Raw genomic sequence first — 20,758 nt, forward strand, 5'->3', positions numbered from 1 at the left:
GAGTGCAATCGCTTCAACTCCACCACTGGTTGCAGACCCACAAACCCCACCAAGCGGTCGTGGTGTAAGTGGATCGTCAGTCGCTGGCCAATCAATCGAGAGGGGACGGTGTAGAGGATACAGCGCACGCTGATGGTACTGTTGCGAGTCACCTTAACCGAGAGCACTTCGCAATCCGGGTGACGATGAGTCGGCAGAGCTCCCAGAAATTCTCGTTCGATGCCGAACTCTGCCTCGCAGCTCTGATTGAGAGAGGCCACCACTTCGGCAATACAAGCCTGATAGTCGGCTTTCGAGTCGAAGTCCGTGCTTCCCCGCAGCAGCAGGGCTTGGCGTAATCGCTGTTTGAAGTGACCGTGCGGGGATTCGATGGAACCGTTCTCGTGACCCTGACCCCGGTTATTCCGACTGGGCCGCATGCGGTAGTGTTCGCACAGCTTTTGGTAGCTGAAACTCAAGTCTTTTTCCACTCGTCCTCCCAGGTTGCGATAGGCAGCACTGAGGCTATCGGTGCGATGTGCTTTGGGCACTCCGCCACATTCATGCAGGGCATTTTGCAGGCATTCGGAGAGACTGATGAAACTTTCCCCCCCTTCCACAATCTCCACATATTGCCAACCGCTGTAGGCCAGACGGTAGTGATAGAGCAGGTGGGCAAAGGCTTCTCCCCCGATGGTGACCTTCACCCGTTTCAGTTGCGTGTAATCCGACAGACCTTGCTCGCCTGGACGATGCTCCTGGGGAAACATCACTTCTTTGGCTGGGCCATGCTGGGCTCGCCATTGCTGCACTCGCCTTTGCAGCGTTCTCAAGATGGAACGGGAATACTCGCCAGGGTGCTTCCTCTGTAGATAGAGCAACAGGGTCATCGGTTTGAGCTTCGGTTCCCGACGCAGCAACGGTTCCAGCTCACTTTCCCATACAGCCTCTAGCGGATCTGGGCGACTGCGCCAGCGCTGACGCGCCTTTCCCGGTTGATGCTCCCCCCTCTCAATTCGTCGACTGCTTCGGGTTGATATTCCAGCTTTGGCTGCCGCAGCTTCCTGCTCGCAACCTCCCTCTCTTGCATTCATATAGATCTTGACCTGTCGTTGATTGATTCGTTGACCGGGCACTATGCAGATGGGGATATGGGTTGCTGCTTAGTTTCCGCTTTCACCGGCCAAGATGATTGACACTTGGCGGCCAAGATCATTGTCGCCAGATAGGCAATTACCCTGGTCAGAGACTAGGGTTCTGCATCAGTTGTACTTGACAAAACAGATATCACTCTATTCATTTTAGCGGCAGCCAAGATAGATACGCTTTACTCCGTATAGAATACTACGGACTTTTTAAGAGCCTCTATTTTTAGCCTCTAGAGCTGGACCTGAATCCCAAGAATCTGATTGCCGATCGATGCTTCTTTGCCACAGAATAGCAAAAATGATACTTTTCACCTTTCGGTGAAGGCAGACATCATCGAAATTCGTTAACGGGTTTCTATTTGCATAGCCATCTCCAGCAAATGGAGCTTCTAAGCCAGATTCTCATGATATCTTCCGTATCAGAAGCTACGACATAAGTGCGATTGTCCTGGCATTTGTTCGTTGGGCTGATGGCTACTGTACGGAGTGTTGCTGCCTCAGATCGGATATTTTCTCAAGTATGAGTTGCTTATTTTTGAGGAGAAAGTTAGGTGAGCGATATCTTCATCAGTTACACGCGCAACGATCGCCCCAAAGCCGAACGACTGGCCCGTGCCCTCGAAGACCGAGGTTTATCTGTCTGGTGGGACCGATCGATCCCAGCCGGTCAGACCTTCGACGATGCGATCGAAGAGGCGATCGGCTTCACGAGATGCGTTTTAGTGCTTTGGTCGAAGGAGTCAGTTGCCAGTCGCTGGGTGCGCACCGAGGCGGCGGAAGGCGTGAATCGAGGCATCCTTGTGCCTGTTCTGCTAGAAAAGGTCGAAATGCCCTTGGCCTTCCGGCGTATTCAAGCCGCTGACCTCTCTGACTGGAAGGGCGAGGCTGACGACATGGCTTTCAAGAGACTGGTGAGCAATATCCAGGCCCTGCTCGACAACGCAAGTCAAGCACAGCCGCATGGCGTTTCCAACCCTCCGATAAAAGTTAGGGGCGGCCAGAGAAGAACTCTTCTCTTTCTTACGATCGCAGCTGCGAGTGTCGTTATCCTGGCTATCTACCTGCGGCTCTCCTGGGTAACGAACACCCCGCCAACGCCGACGTCAACGCGAACCGTTTATATTTCAGGAAATTGGACAATCAATGATGATGAGATCTTTGGCAGTGATGAAGAAGAAACACATGACTTTGAAAAAGAGGTACGACTTCAAGCTGGCCAAGAGCAGACCATTCGTTTTGCAGAATGTGTTGGCAATGAAGTTGAGGGTGTACTGGAGATCGACATCCTACTCAATCAAGATTTATCAGCGACAGGGAAAGGTACAATTTTCTACTATGAGGGCACAGCTTGTCCCAATGATGACTTAGAGGATCGGAGTAGTTTTAGAATTTCTGCACCGCGCGATGGAACGAGTTCACCTTTCCAAGGCCATATAGGCGACCAAGATGGTTATGTTCGGATTAACCGCTTGGAATTGAGTGTTCGCTAACAACGCTAGAGCCACTCAATTAATTCAAGTTTGTCAAGGAAAAGCCTCATTTATTGTGAATATTTAACAGGTTTTCGGCGATCGCAGGCTCTACGTTTTTCGAAAGCAATTTTTCGAAGTTTCCTAAATGTTAAGACATTTCGAGGTCAGCCAAAATGGCACGCAGATAAATCTTCAAAGGATTTAGAATATATGAAAGGAATTTTTGCTACTCTTAGGACTGTAGGTAAGTAGTAACAAATTTTTGCTACTCTTAGAACTGAAAGTAAGTGGTGATGAACAAATCAGCTTTGAGAACCCTGTAGCACGATTGGGGAAGGATACTGAGATATCAAATCTTACCCCTCTCTCAATCAGCAAGATCGTTCAAAAAATTACAGTCCTAGTTATAATTTTCCCCAATCGTCTCTTAACAAGCTGGTTCTAAATCAAGTTTATTTTCTGAAGGATATTATTGGCAATAATAATGGAAGGACTAATGATCGATCGCAGTGCAACTACTATTAGCGCGGACGATGTTGTTGACCGCTTGAAAAGAAATTTGGCCTACCATACGATTGTTCGAAAGATCGCGGCTCAACAGGCGATCGACAGAGCTGCGCGCGAGAGAGGTATTTCGGTCGATCCCGATGCAATTCAGGCTGAAGCAGAACGGATACGCCTGGAAAATCGACTAGAAAAAGCTGCAGATACACTCAAGTGGCTGAGCGATCGCACGATCTCGGTGGAAGACTGGGAAGCTGGGATTAGCGATCGCTTGCTATCGAAAGCATTAGCTGAAGATTTGTTTGAAAGTGAGGTAAAGTCATACTTTGCCCAAAACAAGCTTAACTACGATCGCCTAATACTTTATAGAATTGTCGTCCCTTATGAAACACTGGCTCAAGAAATCTTCTATCAGATTGAAGAGGAAGAAATCAGTTTTTACGAGGCTGCACATCTTTACGATATCAATGAAAAACGCAGATATTGCTGTGGTTTTGAAGGCAAAGTTTATCGGTGGAGCTTAAGTCCAGATATTGCTCCAGCTTTATGGAGCGCCAACGTAGGAGAAATTATTGGCCCCCTCCAGATAGAAGAGCAATACCATCTATTTTTAATTGAAGAATTTATTCCGGCGGAGTTAAAGCCCGAAATTCATCAAGCAATTATCGATAAACTCTTTAAGGAATGGCTAGAGCGAGAGCTTCAATATATTTTCGATCGATAGAAAGCAGAGATCGATCTCGCTAGCGCTGCATTTACCCCCTAAATCCGCTATTCCGAGGGATTTAGGGGGCCGAGTGCAATATTTAAAAATCCAGATCTCCATGTAGACGAGGATTGAAAGCAGTTTTTCGTGTTAATTAAAAGCAAAACAGTCTAACTCTGCATCGCCCCACATGAGATGCCCACAACCTCCAGTGACTGAGAGTGACTCTCTAGCAGACTCTAAGTAACTGAGGTCCGCAAGCCGCTGTTGACCTTGACGGGCTTTCTTTTTCGCGGCAGGCGAGTGAATTCTTTGATTGTTAGAGCCAATTGCCACATCAACAATTTTCTTTTTGTTCGCCAAACGGTGTTCTTTCATTAGACGATAGTAAGTCCGATAGGGGATGTAATGTACTGGGTTATAGCCAGCGAAGCGCAATATAAGTACGCAGGCCCAAGAGTATTTTCCATCCAGAATGGCATCTACAATCTGGTTAAACTGCTCGGGCTCCATTGCCTTATCAATTTTCGAGTCAGTATAAGTGTTCATGTCGGCCTACCTCAGCAATCTAATGGGTAATCAATCTAGTGATGGGTAATCAATCTAGTGAGTAATCAACTATCTCATTGCAAACAGCACAAGTCTTTCTCAAAGCGATTTGTGTTGGACCCCGTGGATAAACCATTTTAAAACATTCTAACAATCTCTATATCTCTAGTGGGCTCTCGGGCCGCAAATACTGGCAAGTCGAGCGAATTGAGTCTATAAACTGAGCCCATCGCCTCGCAAGCGCTGAATCGGATCGAGCAGAACGTCGATAATCCGCTGCTGGCGGATGACAATCTCGGCTTGGCCGGTCTGGCCAGCCTTGAGTTCGATATCGCGACCATCGCTAGAAATATACGTACGTTCGAGGGAAATTTCTACTTGATAAACGGCTCCCATTTGCTCGTTCGCCTCTGCATCGGGGGAGATGGAGTTGACCGTCCCCTTAATGATGCCGAAATCTTGATAGGGAAATGCGTCCAGCTTGACCTGGGCTAGCATTCCCACCTCAATAAAGCCAGCTTCCCGGTCGGGCAGGGCAGCTAACAACACGAGAGGTGCATCCTCGGGGGCAATCTCGGCGATGGTGTCTCCTTGCTGAGTGACTTCGCCGGTATTGCGGATGTTGAGGGAGGAGACCACTCCATCGACAGGGGCGTAGAGGAAGAGGCGATCGAGCTTCGCCTGTGCCGCTTCCAACTGCTTTTCCGTTTCGTCGATATCTGCTTGCAATTGAGTTTCTTTCATCTCCAGCTCTTGCAGTCGCTGGCGTGCCTCAGATTCTGTCCGATACACCTCCGCTTGCCTTTGCTCTAACTCTGCCCGCAGCTTGAGTGTTTCGGCAATAACCCGATCGCGATCGCCTCGGGCTTGGGCGATCGCGCTCATGCGATCGCGCAGCGATTGCTCGGCATTGAACAAGTACTCGCGGGAAATCACCCCGTCTTCAGCGTAGGGGCGCAAATTTTCCAGCCGATCTGTGTGGGCGACAATTTCGATGTCTAGTAAGGAGAGAAGCTCTTGCTTAGCCGCAATGTCGCGCTGATTTTGGGCAATGACCACTTGCTGGGCCTCTAAGGTTGCGTTGGCGATCGCTAACCGCGACTGGGTGTCTCGGGCCAGTTCTGCCATTGCGATCTGGTTTTGGCCGAATTGCTGTCGATAGGAGGCCAGCATTTCCTCCAATCGTTCCACCTCTGTCGTCGCCACGAGGCTATCTAACTCTGCAATCAACTGGCCTCGATCGACCTCCTCCCCTTCCTCAACCGCAATATTGACCACTGTGCCCGCTTCAGCGGGTTGAACTTTAAACACCTCCCCTTCTGGGACTAACGTCCCTTGGGCCTGCCCAACTTCTTCAATGCGCCCGAAGCCCGCCCAAATGCCAAAGATGCAGAAGAAGGCAACTCCGCCCGCAATCAGGCGGAACGGCAGCGCGCTCGGAGGGCGATCGAGCACTGTTTGGAGTGACTCACTCCACCATTGAATATCTGCAGAAGGATCGGGTATTGCTAGGGCAGTCGAGGGGGTAGCAACGGCGATCGCTTCATTGTTTCGGACTGTTAATGCTTCGCTGTCTCGGGTGTCAGCATCCCATTCATTAGACACCTGTGTAGTTTGCTGTTGCATAGTCATACTCTAGAGATCGATACAAAATGGTAAGCAGTGAGGTATTCTTGCAAAGCTAGCAATGAGTAGCGACGACCCAGAAACAGAATCAGAGAGTTACTGGTACGACGAGCAATCGACTGAAGTTATTAAAATGAGAGGCAGATTGAACCGTTACATCAATACTTTTTAAGACAAACAAAGCAAGCTATCTCTTTGCTCTCTAATTAATATTTGTCCTCTAATTAATGGTTTTGACAATCTCACACTATATTTAGTTCTACAAGCATACAGATCTCGTATGTGCCAATTTGGCAATATCGAAACAGTAGTTTACGAGATGGCAATAATCATTCATGTAAAACCTGTAAACCTCATTATATTGACGTAGATCGGTGCAATAAAAATTATTGCTGAAATGGCAAAATCTGAAGGACGATCGCTACGATTATTTGTTTGTTTCCACTCAATTACCTCAGTGAAAGCCCTCTTGGAATTAGGTATCGCGAGCAAAATACGATCTGAGTTGGATCCGCATAAAGTTACAGATCGTCATTGAAAAATCTTAAGATTTTTGGCCTTATGACCCTCTCCTGTAGAACTTATGATGGGTTGGCGTGTCTGAATTTTTGTTGAAACTCAATTTAAAATGGCTCGATTAAAGATCGAGCTGTTGTTGAGCTAATTGATAGTAAAGTCCCTTTTGGGCAATGAGTTCGTCGTGATTTCCTCGTTCGACCAAGATGCCTCGATCGATGACGAGAATACAATCGGCATTGCGAACGGTTGAAAGGCGGTGGGCAATAATAAAGGTTGTCCGATCGCGACTGATATGTGACAGATTTTCTTGAAACCTGCGCTCCGATTCTGTATCTAAAGAACTGGTCGCTTCATCGAGAACGAGAATGCGGGGATCGCCCAAAAGCGCTCTGGCGATCGCGATTCGCTGCCGCTGTCCGCCCGAGAGAGTCGCCCCCCGTTCTCCCACTTTAGTGTTGTAGCCCAATGGCAATGCTTGAATGAAGGCATGAGCCTCAGCTAACTTTGCGACTTCCACCACTTGTTCTAAGGAAAATTCGGGGCGGAACAATGTGATGTTTTCTGAAATTGTGCCGGAAAATAAGAAACAGTCTTGCGGTACTACGCCAAACTGCGATCGCAGCGAGTAAGGGGAAACGTGGCGGATATCGTGGTCGTCAATTAAAATCCGCCCGGTGTTGGGCTGGTACATCCTCTGTAAAAGCTTGACTAGAGTGGTCTTGCCAGAACCGCTGCGACCCACAATTGCGATGGTTTGTCCCGTCTGAGCGGAAAAAGAAATATTTTGCAGCGTGTTACGCTCTTCATCCTCGCCATAGCGAAAGGTGATATCTTCAAACCGAACATCCCCTTTAATCTGCGGCATGACCTGCATCTGATGCTGGGGCTTCTCTTCGGGCTCTGTCTCGAACACATCGTTCAGCCGTTCCACCGAGATCGTGACTTCCTGCAGTTCGTCCCACAAGCTGGACAGAGCCAGCGCCGGACTGATGACGCGACCGATCATCATGTTAAAGGCGACAAATTGACCGATGGTGAGTTGATCCTGAATCACGAGAGTGGCACCGTACCACAACAGCGCCGTACTCCCAATCGAGTTAATGGTGCCGCCGATGGTCGATAGAGCGATGCCGAATTTCTGTCCTTTAAAGCGGGCATTCAGCAGGCGGGTGAAGCGATCTTCCCAACGCCAGCGCATTTCCCGCTCGGCAGCCGCTGCCTTGATGGTGGACACTCCTGTCATCATTTCTACCAAGGCAGAATTCTGATCGGCGGCTTCTTTAAAAATCTCTCGCGAAATTCTGCGCAGGAAGGGGGTCGCCGCGAGCGTCACGATCGCAATGATCGGGATCATTGCCATGACCAATAGGGTGAGCTGCGTGTTGTAGTAGAGCATCAACCCCATATAGACAAATCCAGTCAGAAAGCCCAACCAAGCCAGAACTACCTGCTGGATTAAAAATCGCTGGATTTTATTATTCTCGGACACCCGCGTGAGGATATCCCCCACCCGACGCGACTCGAAAAACTTTAACGGCAACCGCAGCGTATGGTTGATGAAGGCGCCGATTAACGTCAGGTTGAGATGGTTGGAAAAATAGCTCATCAAGTACTTGCGGGACGCTGTCAGCGCAATGTTCGTCAGCCCGAAGATAAATAAGCCAAGCACGAAAACATTCAGGGTGACCTGACTCTTTTGCACCACCACCTTGTCCAGAATGACCTGCGTGAACAGCGGCGTACACAGGGCAAATATTTGAATCAGGATAGAGGCGACGAGCACTTGGGCGATGACGTTGCGGAAGGGGGCGAGCGAGCTAGCAAATTTCCACAGTGAAGATTGCTTGATTTCAGTGTCTTTTAAGCGGTTGGTGGGATCGAGCAGCAGGGCGTATCCCGTCCAGCCCGCTTCGAATTCTTGTAAAGACAAGACCTTGCGACCGAGAGCGGGATCGGCGATCGTGACGGAATTGCCTCTGATGCGATAGACAACGACGAAATGGTTTCCCTCCCAGTGGGCGATCCAGGGGTTTTCGAGATCGACGAGGCGGTTCAGGCTCGCTCGGATGGGTCGCGCGTTAAATCCAATGCCTTCTGCAGCTTTAGCGAGACTGCTCAAGGAGGCCCCGGCCAAGCCCACATTGGCCCGCTCTCGCAGCACGTAGAGGGGAAACCGCTTGCCCCAGTAGAGGGACACCATGGCCAAGCAAGCGACGCCACAGTCGGAAGAACTCTGTTGCTGGATAAACGGAAAGCGTTCCAAAAAGTCCAACACGCGGCGGTTGGCTGGTTTGGGAAAGATAATCGGCTCGGGCTGATGGGAAGGGGGAGTCGGCTCGGTCGCGATCTCCTGACTGTGAGTTCGCGCGATCGCGGTGGAGCTCGAGCTAGATGATTTGCTGACGGCTAGGGCTCCAGAGGGGGAGGACGAACTGCCGTTGCGCTGGCGCAGCTCTCCCACGGGTTTCGAGCTGACATTGGCTAGGGCTGGGATCGCAGTAGTTAAGGCCCCCCAGTGTTCTTTGGATAGCTTGTAAATAAACAGGTCAGTGCGGGCAATCCAATCGGCAGGAGCTGTATTGGGAAAGCCCCAGCTCTCTCCCACACTCGGTAGCTCTGATGGGGAATTGGGGGACAGACTGCCGAGCTGTCCCTTCCTCAACCAATAACGGCCCTCACTGGCGGGAGCGACCTCGGCCAAAGTTCGACCAGCCTCGATCTGCCCTTCTGCTAATAAGTTCGCAAGAGCTTGCAGTTTTTTACTGGGGATCGACTGCAGGTTGGAAAGGCTTTTTAGAAACAGTAACCGCTCTAACTGCTTTGCTTGATAGGGCAATCCTTTCTGCAACTGCGGAAACTGTTCTTGCAGGCGATCGAGCTGTGCCATCGGAATGCGAACCACTCGACACTTGCTCGCCGCGATCGCCCGGTGGGGAATCAGTGTCGCACAAAAGAGGCGATCGCCTCCAAATGTCGTGCCGCTTTCTAAAACGGCTGCTGTGGCTTCTCTTTGGCGATCGCTCTGTTGGCAAAGTAGCCTGACCCGCCCTTCGCAAACTAAGTAGAGACTGTCAGGAGGGCGATCGGAAGACAATTCCCCTTCATCCCCTGGTGACGAACTCGATGCAAAGATTTGCTCCCCTAACTCGAAGTCCTGAGTGTCGAGGCGTGCGCTGATTTTAGAGATTGTGAGGGAGTCAAATTTCTCAAAGAAAATGACTGGTTTTAAGTGAGTGCCTGGGTTCACCACAGTATTTCCCAATTTTTCTAACAATGTTTAGATGTACGGCCAGCAATCAGGAATGCACATCGAGTATCACTTCTCTCTTTTAAGAAGATAAGACTGCAATACCTATGCTCATCACTCAGTAAACTGCTGTACTTCTCGCCACAATTTAAGCGCGAGACAACTGTCTTATCTCCGATCTCGCTACCATTTAACGTCTTAGGTAAGCTGATGGATCGAAAGATAAATCCGATTTTTTTGCTGTAATAACCTGCGATCGAATAGCTCTATTCGAGCTAGCGATCGCAAATGTCTAGGGTGGAAAACTCATTATGTCACTCATAAATTCAACGCTCTAAAAAATTGAACGCTCGACGACTAGAGCATGCTCGAAAAAGCCATTTTGTCTGAACTTTCAATGCCTCGATCGCGAGAACCACTCCCTCAGGAAGAAGGTTGCTTCCTGTAGGTTGAACATTTCTTTAGCTCGGGACACCTAAAGTTCAAAAGCTACCTCCATCGCAGAAGGTATTTGGCCAACTATGCCTTGCCCTGAAAGGCTATACCTTGAAATCAGGTCTATCTTTCTACTTACGTATAGGCATGCGTTCGCTTATATAATAAGAGCCTTCTAATATTCGATCAATGCAAAATTAATAAAATTAACGATTCAAGCGAGCCAAGGCAATAATCTCGATTATTTATATATTATTAAGCTCTTTACTGGGAGATATATAGAAACTTTGTTACTTCATGCTTCCTGGTACTGCAATCAAAAGGCTGAATCATGAGATTTTTTAGATTGGGCTCAATCTTGACACACTGAAATGGAATGCTCCGGCATTCTCTCGACAATACTGTCGGCGGAGTCGAGGCGATCGCGCTTATCGGACAGTTCGCAGACTGTCCACCTGACGGGAAAATAGATCGGTGAAGATGCTCATAACAGTGCGCTTGCGCAGGCGGATGTTGGCGGTAACAGACATACCCGACTGCAATTCGAACTGGTTGCCGTTGGCTTGCAGTACCTGTTCGTTCAGTTCCACTTCAGCTGGGAATGAGAAAAAGGGCCGAATTTCATCGGGGGGAAGGGCGTCCGAGCCGATATGGACGAGCTGGCCCTTGATATCGCCAAATTCGCTAAAGGGGAATGAATCGACCCGAACGTCCACCGGCATCCCTGTATGGACAAACCCGATATCGCTGTTTGTGATGAAAACGCGGGCAACATAGCGATCGCTAGGGACAATTTGCATAATCGGCTCGCTGGCGTTGACCACCGCGCCGGGACGGATCACCTGCAAATCGAAGACGGCACCATCGATGGGGGCGCGCACCTCTTCATATTCCATATTCTGTTCGGCCTGCGTGAGCTGGCTGCTGAGTTCGGTTAGTTGACGATCGTTGTCGCGCATGCGCTCCAGCCAAGCACGCTGGAATTCGGATCGAGCATTGGTCACTTGCTGGCGAGCTTGGGCGATAGCAAATTGCAATTCTGCCTGGGCCTCATTCAGGCGGGCCAATTCTGCCTGGTTGGTCTGTACGTCTTGCTGCTGGCGCAAATACTGAATGCGAGAGAGCCCCCCTGCTTCGAACAGGGGTTTGATGTCATTTAGAATCTGCTCTTGGATCGCCAGAATATCTCGGGTGCTCTTCTGTTGGACGGCATTTTGAGCCAACTGCTGTTCCAGTTGCAAGACCTGCAACTCGGCCGCCGACACCCTCGACTGAAATTCCGTCCGACTGGCAATCAGCATCGATCGCTGTTCGAACGTCCAATCGGGCTGGGCAGTTGTGTCCGCTAATAATGCTTGTAGGACCTGGTTGGTTTGCTCTAGCCCGTGCATGACCTCAGAAAAAGACTCTTGCTGGGAAGTAGACACGGTGGCATCCAACCGCACCAGCAGATCCCCCGCTTTGACCGTCTGTCCTTCTTCCACATACACCCGCTCTACTACTCCGGGCACGGGCACTTGAATATTTTGAACGGTGCCGCTGGGTTCCAATTTGCCCGCAGCGGGAACCGCCGACTCAATTTTGGCGAAGCTGGCCCAGAGAATGCCTCCAGCGGCAATCCCCACGATCGCCCGCAAAATCCAGCGGGACCAGACGGGAGACTGGCGCAACACCACTGGCTGGTCGAATCGATCCAGGCTGGTGCTGGGGGCCTTGGCCGCCAGTGCTGCTGCATCGACAACAGCGAGGGCGCTGGAATCGCCCATGGGGGCGAGAGAATCGCCCGCCGCTAGTTTTTCGAGCAAGCCGGGGCCGAGTTGGACGTAGCCTTTATAGGCGGAACGAACGGCGTTGGTAAATTCTTCGGCTGGCGTGGTTTTGAGCAGGTAGCCCTTCGCCCCAGCTTGCAGCACTTGAGAGATATAATCCTCGCGATCGTGGGTGGAGATCGCCAGCACATTGGTGGCGGGGAAGCTTTGCTTGACAGTGCGGATCGCTTCTAGACCGGAGATTTCCGGCATATCCAAATCCACGAGTGCCACATCTGGCCGGAGGGTTTCAATTTTGTCCAGAGCATCCCGTCCGTCCGCAGCCACGGCCACGACTTCGATATCTGGTTCGCGCTCTAGAAACAGCCGCAGCATCTGCCGCACTGTTTTCTGATCGTCTGCAATTAGTACCCGAATCATCGCTCTTGTCCTTTCATGCGATCGGTCATTGAGTCACTGAATATCCCGTCAAGATGCGAAACTTATTATACTTCTCCTGTGGGGTTTGAGATTGAGTAGTCTGGGGCAAAACTTATTCCATCACCTCTTGCTGTTGGTAGAGGGCATAGTAGCGGCCCTGGAGTTCCATCAACTCATCGTGGGTGCCCTGCTCTGCGACCATCCCGCTATCCATCATGATAATGATGTCCGCTTGGCGAATCGTGCTGAGGCGGTGGGTGATAAAGAAGACGGTGCGATCGCGGAAAGTCCTCTGCAGATTGGTACACACTTTCCGCTCGGAATCGTAGTCGAGAGCGCTGGTGGCTTCGTCCAAAATCAGCAGATTGGGGTTTTGCAAAATTACGCGGGCGATCGCGATCCGCTGTCGCTGCCCCCCCGATAGAGACGATCCCCGTTCCCCGACGCGGGTGTTGTAGCCCTGAGGTAACTCCATAATGAACTCGTGGGCAACGGCCACCTTGGCCGCCCCAATAATCTCTTCGACGGGGGCATCGGGATTGGTGAGGGCAATGTTTTCCTGCACCGTACCGTCAAACAGTAGCGAATCTTGCAGCACCATGCCGATCTGTCGACGCAAGGAGTACAGCTCCACCTTGTGGATATCGTAGCGATCGATGGTGATGCGCCCTTCTAACGGCCGATATAGCCGCATGAGCAGCTTCATGAGTGTACTTTTACCCGAACCGCTTTGTCCCACAATGCCCACAAACTGACCGGCTTCAAAGGAGAGATTGACCGCCTTGAGCTGTAACGGACCGTTGTCTTTAAAGCGGAAACTGATGTTTTCGTAGGTGACCCGGCCCGCGATCGGCGGCATGGGAATGTGATTGCGATCGTCCCCTTCCACCTCTTGAGGGGTGTCGAGAATGTCGCTCAGTCGTTCCAGTGATAGGGCCGTTTCTTGGAAGTTTTGCCACAGCGAGAGCAGCCGCAGTAAGGGTTGCGTCACATATCCGGCAATGATGCGAAAGGCAATCAGTTGACCGAGGGTCAGTTGCCCTTGCAAAACTAGATAGGCCCCCACCCACAGCAGCATCAGGCCGGACAGCTTGTTGAGGAAATTCTGAATCGAGCTGGCAGCACTGGAGGTGATCGTCTTTTTAAAGCCCGCACTGACATAGCGGGCATATTTCTGCTGCCACTGCCAGCGGGCTGACAGTTCAATATTTTGAGCCTTGACCGTCTCGATCCCCGACACCGACTCGACTAAGTAGGATTGGGTCTGGGCGTTGCGCTCCGCCTTTTCTCGCACCTGTTGCCGGATGACGGGAGCCACGATGAAGGTAAGCAACGCAAACAGTGGCACGGTCGATAGGGCCACTAGTGCCATGATCCAGCTATAGAGGAACATGACGGCAATGTAGATGACCGAGAAGACCGCGTCGAGCACCACGGTCAGGGCCGTACCGGTCAAAAACTGGCGAATATTTTCCAGTTCGTTGACGCGGGTGGACAATTCCCCCACCGGACGCCTGCCAAAATATCGCATGGGCAGGTGCAGCAGGTGGTCGATCACCTGTGCCCCCAAGGTCATATCGATGCGGTTGGTGGTATCGGCAAACAGGTTCGTGCGAATAGCGGTGAGAAAGCTTTCGAACAGGGCCATGACAATCAGCAGGCTGCCCAATACATTCAGAGTGGCCACGCTGTTTTGCACCAGCACCTTATCGATGATCACCTGCACCATCAGGGGGTTGGCCAGTGCAAATAACTGCACGAAGAAGGAGGCAATCAGCACCTCGATCAGCACCCGACGGTGTTTGACAATCGAGGGCCAGAACCACTGCAGGCCGAAGCGCTGTTGGGGTGTATGCTCTGTCTGTTTCAGAGCCACCACTTCGATGTCGCCCTCGACAGACTGCGCGAAGTCATCGAGGGTAATGTATTGGATACCCCGCTCGGGGATGGCAATGGTGAGTTCTTTAGGGTTGGCCTCAAACAGCACCACCAACTGCTCGCGCCACTGCAGCAAGGCAGGGGTGGGGAGCTGGCCGACGGCAGCCGGAGGTGCGGCAAAAAGCTGGGCCTTGAGACCGACCAATTCGGCAATTGCGCCGCAGGCTTGCAAGGAAATGCTGCCCGTGCGCTGCTGCTGGTTGACCAGGACCCGTTTCACCACGTCTCGCCGGAAGGGCAGGTTGAAATACTGGCTCAACATGCGAAAACAGGCCAGCGGCCCTTCAATGGGGCCTCGCCCGCGCGCGAAGGGAAATTGTTCGCGCTGCTGCTGACGGCGACGGCGATCGCCCTGCGGAAGTGCTTCGAAGGAGGTGGAAGCATAGGGGATATCGTCGGCGACTGTCGGGATTGTCGCAGAAGAGATCGTTGGGGCGATCGCCGTTGAAGAGGGGGTAAAGTTTGCCACCGCTTGAGCGAGCGTGGCTTCGGTCAAAAAGAGGGAGGCTGGAAAACCAATCGCCCGCAGCCGATCGGGAGACGCCCCCAGCACTCGGGCCACATCTGCTTCAGTTTCGAGCAGGGTGCCAGCGGCAGTGCCATTACTGGCAAACCAAAAATAATCTTCGTCGAGATCCTGCACTTCGGCGGCAGTCTCTAAAAAGTGCATTTGGGTTTGGGGCCAAACCTGCAGCGCCAGCTCCCGCAAGTTGGCTGCCGACTGAGCATCTAAAATCGCGGTACTGTCGGGGCGCGAATGCAGGTATTGACCCAACACATCGAAGACTTCTGCCAAAGTCGGGCGGTTAGTCCAAGCGGCGATGGTGGGAAATTGCTCGACGAGGTCGATGAAGGCCGTGGCAGGGAATACTGCTGCAGTGCATTCAGTGGAGGCGATCGCGGTTTCGCAAGGGCGATCGCGCACTACCCCCACCCAGCCGAGCAATTCGCCGCTGCTCGTCGACTCTAAAGAGACGGGCTTGCCAGTATCGGGTTCGTAGCCAATGCAGCGGGCTTGTCCTTCCGAGAGGATGCACAGTTGAGCGGGCAGCCGATCTTTAGGAACTAAGGGCTGACCCATGCGATAGCGCACCCACTTCACCTGCTGACCCAACTTGGCGAGGGCATCGGCAGGCAAGGTATTGAAGGGGGCCAATTGAGCGAGCCAACTTTCGGTGGTAAATGTAGTAGTCATCGATAGAGTGTCTAATTGCTATTTTTATCTGAGTATCTAGGTTTGCGGCTCTGGAGATGTCCCGTTGGACTGGACAGTCGCCAGAGCAACTCGTTCTTTAAGCCAGTCGTCGAAAAGTTGTTTGAGCAAGGTTTTTTGCATCACATCGTCTAGTTTGGCGGGCAAAAACTGCTCCAGTCGGACAATAATATACCATTTGTCTAAATGGAGGGGGGACATCAGTTGTCCCGGCTGGCTGGATGCGAGGACTTGCACTAAAGCTGGGTGCAGGTTGCCCAGCGGCACCGGCCCCACCATACCGCCAGTTTTAGCCTCTGGCCCCTGACTGTATTCCCCAGCCAGAGCAGCGAAAGATTGCTCGTCTTCCTGCAGGCGAAAATACAGTTCTTGAGCGACGTAGGGGTCTGGGGTGCGGATGAGAGAGTAAATGGCTTTGTCGAATTGGGCTTTACGCTCTAAGAAAATGCTTTTGAGCTTGGGCCCCCAAGTGGCCTCTTTGTATTTATCAATGCGTAGCGAGCGGGCCAGACGAGCTTTGAAAAGTTCTAGGGTAATATGCTGCTTCTGTAGCCAGGCTTGGATAGCCTCTTCGTCGTTGCCGATCTGATGGCGCTGACAAAGCTGTTGAAAGGCGGCATCCATTTCTGCGGCTTCGCAGGGGATATCGGCGATCGCCTCGTCAACGATCAGCTCCCGCAGCAGTTGCGGCATGAGTTGATAGCGCTCCAGCAGTTCTGGCAGATCTGCTGCTGTAATCGTGCGAGACCCAATAGAAAGTGAAAACGCCACTGGTTTGGCATCTGTCGATACAAGCATTCGAAATACACCGCCACTCGGGTTTAAGTCTACAGGTTCAGTTGGTCAACCATAATCAATACACAGAAGCTGAGCTACGTAAGTAGGAACACATATGTTTCTTGGGAAGCGGTGCTATAAGAGATTACCCCTTACCCCCCCAACCACAGCAGAGAGGCCGACGCTGTCAGTCTATACGGTTTGTCCGAATCTCCGATCGCATAACGATGTTTTCCTCCAGCTGACTGCCTTCGCCGCTGCTCCCATGACTCTCTCTAAACCTTAAACTTAAATCTTCTAGGACTTACTCTGCCTAGTCTACTGCGACAAGCTTTCTAACAGTGTCTAGTGACGAAGTATTAAGCGCAGTTTCGTAGAGGATTGATATCAGTCCCGTTGCAACGAGTTTGTCAGGCGATCGCCTAGGGAATGCATTAGATGGCAGTCTAAGCCGAGATTTAATTCTCAGCTCCCTCTCTATATACGAGACGGGTCGGAGGCTGTACCCTCAATTGAGGCTTGCCTTAAAGCTAGAATGAGGTATTAACAAAACTTTGCAAGACATTGCCAAATTGGCAAGGATATATCAATAAACGAAATAAGCTAAATAGCGGAGGTTGTTAGGATGTGCTGCTGATTTTCCTGGAGTTTACAGTAGCTGACTCTTCAACTCAGGCTATCTGCGAGTGACACTGGAATCGTGTGATTTCGTACGTAACGGACCAGAGGTAGTGGATCGGGAGAAAGGCGGTAGTAGCTTAGGACAGTCACTTTGCAGAGATATGCTTAGGTTCCTCGTAGGGGATGTGAGTAGAATGAATTGTCCGTCACCCAATAATATTCGTGATGCTATAACAGCCGAACAGTTCGATCGGATTGTCGGGGCGATCGCTGAAGGCAAATATTCATGGGCCTGTGTATTACTGCTCAGGTCTGGTGGCTATAATCCGCTTCACTATATTCCTTATCGTACCTATAATCGCTTAATAAAGCAGAATCGCTCTAGCAAGAATATATACATCACCCATAAATATAAGAAAATCTTAGAAGATGCGATCGAGAGAGTGTGAGATCTGCTTTGTCAGATGCTAAGAATATATTCTCTTTGACTTACGATACCATCTCTTGACGATACCATCTCTTGACGATACCATCTCTTGACGATACCATCTCTTGTCAGACAAAAGCTCCTCTGCAATTGACAAATATAGGTATGGCTAGCACTTTAAAGCAGCTAACTATGCCTAAGTATCAATCATCTGCGATTACACTGCAAAAAGAGTATCTAGTCAGGCTGATAGACCTATGTTGTCAGGTCTAGGGCTACTGATGTCAATGCTTTCGATCGTATCCGAGGGAAATTTACTGGCAGATCTTTGATAAATTTTCATGCTGATTTACATATTTTTTAACAAAATAGTTCGTGCCAAAATGGCAACACGTTCTTTGTCTATAGCTCTATCTTTAAGCAGTGGCTCACTGAGAGCTATAACACAAGAGCTAATGTCCCAAGATTGTTAAGGATTTAATCATGAAAATCGCAGATCTGAACTACATGGAAGTCTTGACCTCAGATGCATCTCGTGCGAAAGGCGGTCTATTTACGAACCCGTTCGAAGTAGACAAGACTGTTAACTCGACGGTCAACAACACTATCACCTTTGACACCGATATCACCTTCGACAAGTTCTCCACGACAGATGTCCTTGTGGTAGCAAATGCCGATATTGACGGCAATATTACCACTCTAACCCTCGATGCTGAAGCCATTGGCTCGGATACGTTGGTAGAGGTTGATTCTTCCGTCTTATCGATTCATGGAGAACTCTCTAGCTTGAGTCTGTCCGTGATCTCTGCTGCTACAACTCCCGCTCCTTAATTGACTGACATCAGCGAGATCTAGCGAGTGTATTTGAAAAGTTTGCCTGCTACCCCCAACTCTGTAAGTAAGGGTAGAAGCCCTCAAGGGTTTCATTCTCTCATCTGTTTTTCTGTCGCCTGTGGGGGTAGCTATTTTCTCTAAGACTTTTCAAGCACAGTCTGAGAGATCTCAGCCAACAGCTATATGCACTTAGGTTGCATTGTACTTAGATGAATTAGGAATTGAACCATGAAACTCGTAGACCTAAACTATCTGGAAGAATTGACTGCCGATGCCTCTCACGCGAAGGGCGGTCTATTTGAAAGCCCATTCATAGTAGATAAGACAGTCAACTCGACAGTCAACAACGTCATTACCTTTGACACCGATATCACCTTCGACAAGATTTCTACGACTGATGTTTTAGTGGTGGCTGATGCCGATATTGATGGCAATATCACCACTCTAACCCTCGATGCTGAAGCCATTGGCTCGGATACGTTGGTAGAAGTTGATTCTTCCGTCTTGTCGATTCATGGAGAACTCTCCAGCTTGAGTCTGTCCGTGATCTCTGCTGCGACGACTCCCACTCCTTAAGCTTATCGGCTAAATTCAGGCTGTCTGGAAGGTTGGAGGATAATCTGAAGTCTTTATCGGTTTGGATGAAGTCCTGTGGGGCTCGGACTTTTCTCAGTGACTTTACCTTCCAGACATCTCCTGGCATCGATACCCAAGGAACCCTTGCTCGATGGGTCGATTTGGTTAGTTCTCTCTTGAATAGAAACATCTCAATTTTGCAGTACAACTGGCTCCTCGATCGCTAGAGGCTACAGACAAAAAGCGATTGCCTGCACTCTCTGGAATCCAGAAAAAGACAAGTCCTGACGTTAAGCTTTTTAGCCGTTAGGGCTATTGCAGGAGTGAGGTAGAGGTGAACGCCGAACTCAATTGAAGAAGTTTTGCGTGGATCGTTATTTAGGGCGATCTGTTTGAGGCTGGCAGATAGGCCCTATCTCGTGCCCTGTTGAGGAAATTTGAACAGTACTCAGAACATATCCTCCACGCAGGTTCTCAATTCGCTCTTCAGTAGATGTTAAAGTTTAAACTTAAGGAGAAAGTCATGGCTTTCGAAAACCCTTTCCTCGTGGACAAAACTGTTAACTCCACGGTAAACAACGAAATCACCTTTGATACTGATATCCTATTTGAGAAAGACTTCAATGCAGATATCGATATCGATGCTTTTGCCGATATTGATGGCAATATCAGCACTCTAACCCTCGATGCTGAAGCTATCGGTACCGATACACTAGTTGAGGTTGATTCTTCGGTTCTGTCGATTCATGGGGAGCTTTCCAGCGTAAGCCTCTCGGTTATCTCTGCGGTCGCCCCTAAAGACGATGAGAAATTGTTTGTAGGTGGCGCCCTCGATGTTGTTGGTAATACGTTAGACTTTGCTGGCACAAGCACTACCGTTACATTCACCATCGAGTTTGAGGATGTCGACGACCGCAATACTTTCGGTGGTTTAGTCGGTCTTTTAGACCCCGATCCGCTGCCAATCGCAGCTGGCCCTGGTGGGGTTCCCGATCTCATTCTTCCAGCCCTAGGACTAGATTTTGACAATCTAGATTTGGATCCCCTGGGAGTATCAGATGTTACCCCCGGCGGCAACTCATTCAATTACGAACTCGATACGGGCTTTAACGACGCTCCTCTAGCAGGTGGATCGGGTGAAGAAGCTGCATTTGAATTAGGAGTATTTGGAGCGGGTGTCGAGGTCGCAGCCATTCCTGGCGATGAAGCCTCTAAGTTTGATGCTAGTGGTCTGGCATTGGAGCTAGTCATTCCAGATGGGGCAATCTTCGAAGTGGAAGTCGATGGAGTTACCGGCGATAAGAGTGTCGTTCTAGTTGAAGGAGGAGATAATCCGAATACATTGGTCGACGAAGACGCATTCTTGCGAATCGGCGCAGCAACATATACCATCGCGAAGGACTTTGCTGCAGAAGATATTATTGCGACCGTGGGTTCAGGTACTTATGGATTCTCATTCGACATACCTGAAATCTTCCATGAATTTGCTTAATCTTCAACCGCCACGATCGGTATATGCTGGCCATTCACATAGGTAACTTATGTGAGTATCAGTTAGCTGAAAATTATGAAGAGGCATCCTGTTTGGAGTGATTGAAACTCTTTGTGATGCCTCTTCTTTTTTGATGCAGTAGGCATTTATCTCAGGCACCTATGTCGATCTCAATGAGTTCTCCATAACCTCAATTCTATGAGAATTTGAGCTTGGTCATTGAGTTCTAGATACTATGCCTCCTCGCTGTCTTAAGAACAGAGTGTAGTGATTATGTTTATGTTTAGATTCTCTAAGAAATCTGTTCGGCAAGAGTTGCTGGTTCTATCATGGTTGTGGCAAAAAAGTGAAGCTGGAATCAGAAAAAACGTAACGAAGACGATGGGCTGTAAGCGATTCCTAGGGAAAAATCGGCGCTTAAAGCTCGACTTCCGATCTGCTTATATTCTCCGATCTCGACTGGAAGTGGGAGTAGATGCGATCGCAATAGCTGAGGAGTTAAGCTG

General features: G+C 50.1%; 12 protein-coding genes and 1 pseudogene. 6 read left to right on the plus strand and 7 right to left on the minus strand.

Annotated features, from left to right (window positions below; all coding sequences use genetic code 11):
* Positions 1 to 2: 2 nt before the first annotated feature.
* Positions 3 to 1,073: pseudogene (gene istA / locus SYN7336_RS27020) on the minus strand (IS21 family transposase); the annotation flags it as partial.
* A 605-nt stretch (positions 1,074 to 1,678) separates the two neighbouring features.
* Between istA and SYN7336_RS28335 the strand changes: the two are divergent.
* Both SYN7336_RS28335 and SYN7336_RS20345 read left to right on the plus strand, forming a co-directional pair.
* Positions 1,679 to 2,617, plus strand: a complete 939-nt coding sequence (locus tag SYN7336_RS28335) for a toll/interleukin-1 receptor domain-containing protein (protein WP_017327785.1) — start codon at positions 1,679 to 1,681, stop codon at positions 2,615 to 2,617.
* A 478-nt stretch (positions 2,618 to 3,095) separates the two neighbouring features.
* Positions 3,096 to 3,827, plus strand: a complete 732-nt coding sequence (locus SYN7336_RS20345) for a peptidylprolyl isomerase (RefSeq protein WP_017327786.1) — start codon at positions 3,096 to 3,098, stop codon at positions 3,825 to 3,827.
* A gap of 132 nt (positions 3,828 to 3,959) precedes the next feature.
* On the opposite strand, the gene SYN7336_RS20350 is transcribed toward SYN7336_RS20345, so the two are convergent.
* The 6 genes from SYN7336_RS20350 to SYN7336_RS20375 form a co-directional block, all read right to left on the minus strand.
* Positions 3,960 to 4,358: a HetP family heterocyst commitment protein gene (locus SYN7336_RS20350; protein WP_017327787.1), complete on the minus strand. Its 399-nt coding sequence runs from the start codon at positions 4,356 to 4,358 to the stop codon at positions 3,960 to 3,962.
* A gap of 213 nt (positions 4,359 to 4,571) precedes the next feature.
* Positions 4,572 to 5,984 (minus strand): HlyD family type I secretion periplasmic adaptor subunit, encoded by a 1,413-nt coding sequence (locus tag SYN7336_RS20355; protein ID WP_017327788.1) that lies wholly within the window; start codon positions 5,982 to 5,984, stop codon positions 4,572 to 4,574.
* A gap of 637 nt (positions 5,985 to 6,621) precedes the next feature.
* The gene (locus SYN7336_RS20360) at positions 6,622 to 9,750 is read right to left on the minus strand and encodes an ABC transporter transmembrane domain-containing protein (RefSeq protein WP_202951124.1); all 3,129 of its coding nucleotides are present in this window, start codon (positions 9,748 to 9,750) and stop codon (positions 6,622 to 6,624) included.
* Between the two features lie 863 nt (positions 9,751 to 10,613).
* Positions 10,614 to 12,374, minus strand: coding sequence for an HlyD family type I secretion periplasmic adaptor subunit (locus SYN7336_RS27030; RefSeq protein ID WP_017327790.1), 1,761 nt, complete (start codon positions 12,372 to 12,374; stop codon positions 10,614 to 10,616).
* Positions 12,375 to 12,486: 112 nt separating this feature from the next.
* On the minus strand, positions 12,487 to 15,507 hold the full coding sequence (locus SYN7336_RS20370; protein WP_017327791.1) for a peptidase domain-containing ABC transporter: 3,021 nt from the start codon (positions 15,505 to 15,507) through the stop codon (positions 12,487 to 12,489).
* A gap of 36 nt (positions 15,508 to 15,543) precedes the next feature.
* Entirely contained in the window at positions 15,544 to 16,323 is a 780-nt protein-coding gene (locus tag SYN7336_RS20375; RefSeq protein WP_017327792.1) for a peptidylprolyl isomerase, read from the minus strand.
* A gap of 794 nt (positions 16,324 to 17,117) precedes the next feature.
* On the opposite strand from SYN7336_RS20375, the gene SYN7336_RS29285 reads away from it, so the two are divergent.
* The 4 genes from SYN7336_RS29285 to SYN7336_RS32475 all read left to right on the plus strand — a co-directional run bounded on the left by SYN7336_RS29285 (position 17,118) and on the right by SYN7336_RS32475 (position 20,252).
* Positions 17,118 to 17,372: a HetP family heterocyst commitment protein gene (locus tag SYN7336_RS29285; RefSeq protein ID WP_156820250.1), complete on the plus strand. Its 255-nt coding sequence runs from the start codon at positions 17,118 to 17,120 to the stop codon at positions 17,370 to 17,372.
* 461 nt (positions 17,373 to 17,833) lie between these two features.
* A complete protein-coding gene (locus tag SYN7336_RS20380; protein ID WP_017327793.1) occupies positions 17,834 to 18,181 on the plus strand; it encodes a hypothetical protein in 348 nt (115 codons plus the stop codon).
* 231 nt (positions 18,182 to 18,412) lie between these two features.
* Entirely contained in the window at positions 18,413 to 18,760 is a 348-nt protein-coding gene (locus SYN7336_RS20385; RefSeq protein WP_017327794.1) for a hypothetical protein, read from the plus strand.
* A gap of 523 nt (positions 18,761 to 19,283) precedes the next feature.
* Positions 19,284 to 20,252, plus strand: coding sequence for a hypothetical protein (locus SYN7336_RS32475; protein ID WP_017327795.1), 969 nt, complete (start codon positions 19,284 to 19,286; stop codon positions 20,250 to 20,252).
* Positions 20,253 to 20,758: the final 506 nt, after the last annotated feature.

The sequence above is a fragment of the Synechococcus sp. PCC 7336 genome (assembly GCF_000332275.1).
Lineage (GTDB): Bacteria > Cyanobacteriota > Cyanobacteriia > Thermostichales > PCC-7336 > PCC-7336.